Raw genomic sequence first — 8,923 nt, 5'->3', positions numbered from 1 at the left:
CCACAGCCACAGCCACAGCCACAGCCACAGCCACAGCCACAGCCACAGCCACAGCCACAGCCACAGCCACAGCCACAGCCACAAAGGCAGTTTAGCGAACCTAATAGACAAAACAATACTTCCAAGCCAAGTAAATCATTACAAAATAACACTTCAGAAGAATCTTTGGATAAAAAATGGTTCAATCTACTAAATACAATCAAACTAAAGGGTTTTACAAAAACTTTAGCATTTAATAGTCACCTGATAAATGAAACTAATGATATATTTGAAATTCAGCTTAATGATGATGCTAAGAAAATTTTAGAACTTGATCCACAAAGTATAGCAAAACTACAGTCAGCCATTAGTCAGTATTTAGATAGCCCAGGCTTTAGACTAGATATTAAAAATCTACCAACTCATAATAATTCTAACTACAAATCTCCCGCTGAAATTAAACGTGAGAATGCAATTGAGAAAATCCATAATGATCAAAATGTTAAGCTAATTAGAGAATCATTAGCAATAGAAATAATGGATAGTGATATTATCTTAACCAACTAAAAAAATTAAATTAGTGCATCAATTTGTTGCTTTATTCTATTAAACTCATTATTAAATGAATCATTAGTTTTTAACGTACTATATACTGCATTAGCCATAATTCTTCCTGCTTGAATATCGCTTCTCCAATGAGCTCCACAAATAACTCTACTATCTCCATAATCCATACCTCGTGCTAAAATTTGAGTTCTATATTGAGATGGTAAAAGATCAGCTATAGTATATGCTACTACCATACCTCTCGTAGAGTGTGCAGATGGATACGAATGATGAGGGTCTGGATTGCCCATACAAACAGCTTCATTATAAAATGAATAAGGGCGCTCTCTAGCATAAGCATCTTTTGCAGCTTCTGTAGAGTTTTTACCATCATAGGTTACTTTTTTGATTAAATCTGGATTATTTATTAATAACAATTTAATACTTTGCTTATTTGGAATATCCAAAGGATCTATAAACGCATTAACAAAAGTATCTACGTCAGTATCAGCATCACTTACAGCTTGATCTAATCGAGATTGCGAAATTTGCTCACCATTGAAAAAAGTTTTTTCTATAAATATAGAGTTAGATATCTCTTGATCTTCTGCAAATGCTGGGTATGACACATTTGAACCTGCCACCGGAGTCATAACAGGTGGTGGAGGTAAGATAGCTAAACTATTTGGTAACTCATCCTTCGATAAAAAGCCTTCTCCTGCGAAAGCTATAGTCACGCAAACAAAAGAAAGTAATACTATTATTTTTTTCATATTTTTGTATTTCCCTATTTTTATAAATATTTAGGAATTATACAAAAACGAACCAACAAGATTAAATATATACTATTGATAAGGTTAATAAGAAAAACTTATAAAAGTCAGATATATTCCCATGCTTCTTTATCTGCAAAAATAGCATGTAAAAGTTTATTATTAAGAGTATGACCTGACTTAAAACAGTTGAAATGCCCCAATATATAACCACCGACATAAAAGTCACCAATCGCATCTAATAACTTATGTCTTACAAATTCATCTTCATATCGTAAGCCATCTTCATTAAGAACCCCATCATTAGTAATACCTACCGCATTATCTAGTGAGGCTCCTTTTGCCAGATTATTTTGATGTAAATATGCAAGCTGCTCATAAAAACCAAATGTTCTCGCTTTTGAAACCATTTTGATATATTCATCAAGGTTATATTCAAACACGATATGATCGTTTGTTGCAGCAATTACTGGATGATCCCACTCAATCTTAAACTCATACTTAAGAGTATCACTAGGTAAAACTTCTGCGAATTTACCTTCATGTTCAACTTTTACAGGCTTTAAAATTTTGATTCCTTTACGGTCAGTTTCTTGTTCAACAATACCAACCTCTTTTAACAGCTGTGTAAACTCATAAGAACTACCATCCATTACTGGCAACTCTGGAGCATTAACTTCGATTAGAACATTATCAACTTCAAATATTGCAAATGCCGACATTAAATGCTCAATAGTAGATACAGACAGACCCTGATCACCATCTTTTGTCAATAAAGTACACATTATCGCTTCTTTAATATTAGATGGTGTAACCTTGATATCTACTACAGGACTAAGGTCAGCTCGGCGGAATACTATCCCAGTATCAACACTAGCTGGTTTAACAGTCATAGAAACATCTACACCAGAGTGTAGACCAATACCTGTAACAGAGAATTCTTTTGCTATAGTTTTTTGCTTCATTCTTATCCTCTCTAACTATATACAATCAAGTTGTTATAGAAAACCTGTTTAAAATACTCAATATATTTCGACACGACATCCCATACATCAACTGTATACGTAAAACATCAATATCTAATTATATATATCAAAGAACCATATTGATATAGAATCAATCAGATTTTAAGGCTATAGCAATATATTTAAATTATTTTGATAATAAGAAAAAATTATAAGAAATTATCTTCTTCTAAGGAAACTTGGAATATCTGATTTATTAACATCTTCAGACTCTGTTTTCGGTGCACTAGCAGAGCTAGACATATCTTCGCTTCTTGAGAAAGATGAAGAAGGCTTGCTTGAATAGCCTTGTGATGAGCTAGATGTTGTCTTCTCTACACCAAAGCCTCTTTTCATAGCTACTTTTTCAATACCAGTAACTACAACAGTTACTTTCATAGAGTCAGTCATATCAGCATCAATAACCGTACCTGCAATTACGATAGCTTCATCAGAAATAAACGATCTAATCACTTCACCAACTTCTTCGAACTCACCGATAGACATATCCATACCAGCTGTAATATTTACGATTACACCTTTAGCACCATCAAGATTAATATCTTCAAGTAATGGACTAGAAATCGCAGCCTCTGCCGCTTCTCTTGCTCTATTTTCACCAGTAGCTTCACCCATACCCATCATAGCTAGACCCATATCAGTCATTACAGCTCTAACGTCAGCAAAGTCAACGTTGATAAGACCCGGCTTAGTAATAAGCTCAGAAACACCTTTTACAGCATTTCCTAACACATCATTTGCAGCATTAAAAGCATCGATTAACGATGCCCCTTTACCAAGTACACTTAGTAACTTCTCATTTGGTACAGTAATGATAGAGTCAACATGTTGAGTTAGCTCATCAATACCATACTCAGCAGCTTTCATTCTTCTTGGTCCTTCAAATGGGAAAGGCTTAGTAACCACAGCTACTGTTAGTATACCCATTTCTTTTGCTACTTCAGCAACTACAGGTGCTCCACCAGTACCTGTTCCACCACCCATACCAGCTGTGATGAAAACCATATCTGCACCCTCTAGAAGTTGCTCAATCTTTGCTCTATCTTCAGTTGCAGCTCTTTTTCCAATCTCAGGATTTGCACCAGCACCTAGACCCTTTGTAAGATTAGTACCTATTTGCAATATATTTTGTACTTTTGATTTAGATAATGCTTGACCATCAGTGTTCAATGCAAAAAACTCAACATCAGTAACATCTTCACACATGTGCTGAACAGCGTTACCACCACCACCACCAACACCAACAACTTTAATTATGGCATTTGAAACCATTGAATCATTAAAATCAAACATATATTTACTCCTTTACTTTCGATTCGTTACTACTTAACTTAAAAATTATTTGAAAACCAGCCTTTAACTGATGATATTATTTTTTTCTTAGACTTCGCTGTATTTTCGTCTATTTCCATAACATCATCATCAATCTTTTGATCGCTTGTTTCATCACTATTTTCTGCAGCATACTTCAGTAATCCTACTACTGTAGAATATGATGGATTATGCACAACCTCACTCGCACCAGAAACCTCAATAGGACCACCTACCCTTACAGGAAGTTTGAACATATCTTCAGCAAGCCTTGCTAATCCTTTTAGTTTCGCACCACCACCAGTGAAGACAATACCAGAAGAAATAACTTCTAACAAACGATTTTGATCTAACTCACGGTATAGAGATTCAAATATCTCTTCAACTCTAGCCTCTATTACCAAAGATAAGTCCTGCAATGATATTCTTTTCTTAGCATTCCCTAGTGAATTTGGTATATCTATTTTCTCATCTGGATTTTTGAGGTATTTACTAGCTGCATAGCCAAACTGTAATTTTAAGCTCTCAGCTGCTTCAATAGGTAGTCTAAAAACTTTAGATATATCAGATGAAATACTTCCACCACCAGTTTTGATACTTGATGTATAACAGATACCTCCATCTACAAATACAGAAAAGCTTGTTGAATCAGCGCCGATGTTTACAAGACAAACACCCATTTCTCTTTCATTATCAGTAAGAGTTGCACTACTAGCGGCTAAATGTTCTACAACCAAATTTTCTATTGCATAACCACAGTTTGAAACACATTTGCGCACGTTCTGTAACATTCTAGATGATGCCACTATAATGTGTACGTTAGACTCTAGTCTAACCGCAAACATGCCAATCGGTTCAGTAACCCCTGGCTGACCATCAACTATATAATCTCTTTGTAGAACATGAAGCATTTCAGTATCTGCCGACATTGGCACAGCTTTTGCTGTCTTAATGGCCATCGCCAAATCTTCCAGACTTACTTCTCCATTCTCGACAGCGGCTAAACCATAGGAGTTAAAACCACTAATACTAGGAGCACTTACTCCAAGAGTAACCTCTCTAACATCAACTCCTGCTATGCTTTTTGCCTCATCCAGAGCAGCATTTAATGTCTCGATAGCCATTTCAAGATTAATTACAGATCCCTGCTTAATACCTTTTGATTGTTTTTGGCTAACTCCTAATATTTTTATACTGTTATTTTCAGCAAGTTGTCCAATTGCAACGGTTATTTTGTGAGATCCTAAATCTACCGCACAAAAATTACTATTCCCAAAACCCATTTATAAAGCCCCAATCCAAGACAGATATTTTTTTACTTTCATACACTTATATTACATTATAAGCTTATTATCATAGAAAACCAATAAAATAAATCTTTTTCTAATTATACTTTACTGCAAAACCATCACTATATCTCATGTCAAAATATTTCGCTGATTTATGGTTCTTAACATCTTCATATGACTTAAAAAATAGTTCTAATCGTTTTTTTAGTTTTACTGAACCTAGAACCACTTCAATATCATCTGAAAGCAAAACACTAAATTGATTCCCTCTATAAGATATTTTGACTATTTGCATATTATTGTTCTTAGCTAGCTTATTTAACTCTAGCAAAGTTTCATAAATATAGTCTTTACTAGCATCATCATTACTATCTATATATGGTAAATTTTTATCATAATCAAAAACAACCGGAGTAATAATATCCATATTATCAAGCAAAATTTGATTATTATTCCAATACGCCACAGGCTTATGATCATAAATATACACAACTAGAGTTGATGGCCATACTTTCTTTACTAAAGTATAATCAACCCCCTGCATATTATAAAAATACTTCTCAACAGTATCGATATCTAGATCAAACCATTGTTTGTTGTTTAAGCTTATTATTTTGTCGATCAAATCTTGTTTTGAAATATAGACTAGACCATCATTAGAAACCACATCTACTCTTGAAATTTTCTTATCCGTTTTGCTAACAATAAAAACCGTAGCGCCTAAGATTATTACAAAAATAAAACCTAGTATAAAAAATTTCTTAAAAATCTTTAGCATTGTGCCTGTTCTAGTATTGATTTAACAAAGCTGTCAAAGTCAATACCTTCAGCCGCCGCAGACTTAGGAGATAGACTATTCTCTGTCATTCCTGGAGATGAATTAATCTCCATAATATAAAAATCTCCCTTATCATCATATATGAAATCTACTCGAGCATGACCTTTGCAGCCCAATAGATCATAAGCTTTTTTAGCCAACTGTCGAACCTCTAGCTCTTTTTGCTCACATAATCCACTCGGTGCATGATATATAGACTTGCCGCTATATTTTGACTCATAGTCATAAAACTCATTTAATGGCTCTATCCAGACAGATGAATAAACATCATTATTAACAATAGCCACCGTTATCTCCTTACCAGTGACCCACTGTTCAATCATTACTTCACCATGCTTTGATGCTTGTTCATAAGCATTTTCAAGCTCTTCAAAGCTTTTTACTTTGAAAGTAGCTATACTAGATCCACCACTACTTGGCTTAACAGCAACAGGAAAACTAATCTCATCAGCATCCACTAACTTATCTGTAAGAAATTTTGCCATCGGTGTAGGCATACGATGATGCATCCATATTTCTTTGGAAATCATTTTATCCATAGTTACAACGCATGACTTCATAGTCGAACCAGTGTGCTTTATGCGTAACATTTCAAGTAATGCAGCAACTCTACCATTTTCGCCATCTTCGCCATGTAGTGCAATAAAACATTTATCAGGATTTAACTCCAAAAGCTTAACAACCAAATCTTTTGAGCTTGCATCTAAACCAACCGCGTTATAACCTTGATTTAGTAAAGAATCCAAAACTGCTTTACCAGATTTTAAAGACACTTCCCTTTCTGGAGAATCTCCACCATATAAAACGACAATTTTTTCTTTTTGCATAAAATATCTAATTTCTTTTTAATTTAAAAAAATCTCTCAAGAGCTTACTACACTCCTCAGTCATCACGCCAGATGTTACTTTAAGATTATGATTAATATTCTTATTTTGATGTAACTTCTCACGAGAGAAAATTCCAACACGAGTATCATCACAAGCATAAATTAATTCAGAAACCCTAGCCTGAATCAAACCACCCAAACACATTATACATGGCTCCAAAGTAACATACAATTTTGTATTAACTAATCTATAGTTTTCAAGCTCTTTGGCTGTTTCACGTAAAACTAAAATCTCGGCGTGAGCTGTTGGGTCGTTGAGCATTATAGTTTTGTTAAAATCTTGGGCTACTATTTGACCATCCTTAACAAGAACAGCTCCTATAGGAACTTCTCCAGCCCTATAAGCCAACAACGCTTGCTCATAAGCTTTCTGCATAAAAAAAATATCATCTTGTGAATAATTCGACATAAGTTTTAGTAATTTTATCTTGAAGAATTTGAGTCTCTTAGATAAGATAATACATTACATAATTGTTTGCTAGTACTTTTATATATAAACCAGTGGGTACTTGTCAAACTATGTATAACCAACCACACTGGAAATGGAAATCAAAAAATGTCAGAAAATTTCAAAGAACTATTTGAGCAATCTCTGAAACAAACAGAGATGAGAATAGGTAAAATCATCGAAGCAACTGTAGTAAGCATAGACAAAGAATTTGCAATGATTGATGCTGGTCTTAAGTCAGAATCTTTTATTCCAGTTTCTTCTCTAAAAAACAGCAATGGCGAACTAGAGGTAGCTGCTGGTGATAAAATCAACGTTGTTTTAGAAGCTCTAGACAACAGCTGCGGTGAAACTAGATTATCTAGAGATAAAGCTAAGAAAATCGAGCTTTGGGATAGAATCGAAAAAGCATTCGAAAACAATGAAACTGTTCTTGGTAAGATCACTAATCACGTTCGTGGTGGTTACACTATGGATGTTGAAGGTTTAAGAGCATTCTTACCTGGTTCACTAGTTGATACAAGACCTATAAAAGATGTAGCTCATTTAGAAGACAAAGATATCGAATTAAAAGTTGTTAAAATCGATACTAAGAGAAACAATATCGTTGTTTCTAGAAAAGCAGTTATCGAAGAAAACAATTCTGGCGATAGAGATGCTATGTTAGAGAAAATCTCTGAAGGTAGTGTTCTTCAAGGTATCGTTAAAAACATCACTGATTTCGGTGCGTTTATTGATCTTGGTGGAGTTGATGGTTTATTACACATCACTGATATCTCTTGGAGCAGAATCAGTCACCCTACAGATGTACTATCTATCGGCCAAGAAATCGATGTTAAAGTAATCAAGTTCGACAAAGAGAAACAAAGAATATCTCTAGGTATCAAACAACTTGGTGAAGATCCATGGTTAAATATCGCTAACGAGCTTCCTGTAGGTGCTAAGCTTATGGGTACAGTGACTAACATTACTGACTATGGTTGTTTTGTTAAGTTAAAAGAAGGTATCGAAGGTCTTGTTCATACTTCAGAAATGGATTGGACTAATAAGAACGTTAACCCTCATAAAGCTGTATCAATCGGTCAAGAAGTTGAAGTTATCGTACTTGAGTTAGATGCTGATAATCACAGAATCTCTCTTGGTATCAAGCAATGTAGAGCAAATCCTTGGAATGAGTTTGAGAAAAACTACAAGCCTGGCGATAAAGTAACTGGTAAAATTAGATCAATCACTGAATTTGGTGTATTCATCGGTTTAGAAGGTGGTATCGATGGTCTTGTACATATTTCAGATGTTGCATGGGATAACCCAGCTAAAGCGATCAAAGAGCTTAAGAAAGGTGATGATGTAGAAGCGGTATTAGTTTCTGTAAACACTGATCTTGAGAGAATCGCTCTTAGCATGAAGCAACTTTCTGAAGATCCTTTCAAGAACTTCATAAACATTCACCCTAAAGGTTCTTTAGTAAAAGGTAATGTTACTAAACTACAAGACAACGGTGCAGTAGTTATGCTTGATGCTGATAACAACATTGACGGTTTCATCAGAATTTCTGAAATTTCTGCTGAGCATACAAAAGATGTTCGTGATGAGCTAAGTGAAGGACAAGAAGTTGAAGCTAGAATCATCAACATTGACGCTAAGAAGAGAAGCATTGCTCTTTCTATCAAAGCTGTTGATGAAGATAATACTGCTGCAGGTAAGTCTAACTACAAAGTAGAACAAATGACTCCTACAACTCTTGGCGACCTAATTAAAGAGCAATTAAATAAAAAGTAATTTAACTTCGATCTTTAAGAATCTAAATCTACAAAAAACCTATAGGCT

General features: G+C 34.6%; 9 protein-coding genes. 2 read left to right on the top strand and 7 right to left on the bottom strand.

Annotation, left to right across the window (positions count from 1 at the left end):
- A partial coding sequence (locus ACKTR7_RS07470; RefSeq protein ID WP_407877718.1) for a DNA polymerase III subunit gamma/tau C-terminal domain-containing protein occupies positions 1-546 on the top strand: 546 nt, incomplete at its 5' end.
- A 5-nt stretch (positions 547-551) separates the two neighbouring features.
- Here ACKTR7_RS07470 and ACKTR7_RS07465 read toward each other — a convergent pair.
- The 7 genes from ACKTR7_RS07465 to tadA all read right to left on the bottom strand — a co-directional run bounded on the left by ACKTR7_RS07465 (position 552) and on the right by tadA (position 7,057).
- Entirely contained in the window at positions 552-1,298 is a 747-nt protein-coding gene (locus tag ACKTR7_RS07465; RefSeq protein WP_407877717.1) for an acid phosphatase, read from the bottom strand.
- 107 nt (positions 1,299-1,405) lie between these two features.
- Positions 1,406-2,263: a UDP-3-O-acyl-N-acetylglucosamine deacetylase gene (lpxC, locus tag ACKTR7_RS07460; protein ID WP_407877716.1), complete on the bottom strand. Its 858-nt coding sequence runs from the start codon at positions 2,261-2,263 to the stop codon at positions 1,406-1,408.
- 219 nt (positions 2,264-2,482) lie between these two features.
- Positions 2,483-3,616, bottom strand: a complete 1,134-nt coding sequence (ftsZ, locus tag ACKTR7_RS07455; RefSeq protein WP_407877715.1) for a cell division protein FtsZ — start codon at positions 3,614-3,616, stop codon at positions 2,483-2,485.
- A gap of 38 nt (positions 3,617-3,654) precedes the next feature.
- On the bottom strand, positions 3,655-4,917 hold the full coding sequence (gene ftsA / locus ACKTR7_RS07450) for a cell division protein FtsA (RefSeq protein ID WP_407877714.1): 1,263 nt from the start codon (positions 4,915-4,917) through the stop codon (positions 3,655-3,657).
- A gap of 100 nt (positions 4,918-5,017) precedes the next feature.
- The gene (locus ACKTR7_RS07445) at positions 5,018-5,701 is read right to left on the bottom strand and encodes a cell division protein FtsQ/DivIB (protein WP_407877713.1); all 684 of its coding nucleotides are present in this window, start codon (positions 5,699-5,701) and stop codon (positions 5,018-5,020) included.
- Positions 5,695-6,588: a D-alanine--D-alanine ligase gene (locus tag ACKTR7_RS07440; protein WP_369844452.1), complete on the bottom strand. Its 894-nt coding sequence runs from the start codon at positions 6,586-6,588 to the stop codon at positions 5,695-5,697. The genes ACKTR7_RS07445 and ACKTR7_RS07440 overlap by 7 nt, the downstream gene beginning before the upstream one ends.
- A gap of 7 nt (positions 6,589-6,595) precedes the next feature.
- Complete coding sequence (tadA, locus tag ACKTR7_RS07435) at positions 6,596-7,057, bottom strand: tRNA adenosine(34) deaminase TadA (RefSeq protein ID WP_407877712.1); 462 nt, start codon at positions 7,055-7,057, stop codon at positions 6,596-6,598.
- Positions 7,058-7,204: 147 nt separating this feature from the next.
- Between tadA and rpsA the strand changes: the two genes are divergently transcribed.
- Positions 7,205-8,875 (top strand): 30S ribosomal protein S1, encoded by a 1,671-nt coding sequence (rpsA, locus tag ACKTR7_RS07430; RefSeq protein WP_407877711.1) that lies wholly within the window; start codon positions 7,205-7,207, stop codon positions 8,873-8,875.
- The last annotated feature ends 48 nt before the right edge of the window (positions 8,876-8,923 follow it).

It is taken from the genome of Francisella sciaenopsi, assembly GCF_045862875.1.
GTDB lineage: Bacteria > Pseudomonadota > Gammaproteobacteria > Francisellales > Francisellaceae > Francisella > Francisella sciaenopsi.
The sequence above is the reverse complement of the archived record's forward strand: the minus strand, read 5'-3'. Positions and strand labels throughout refer to the sequence as shown.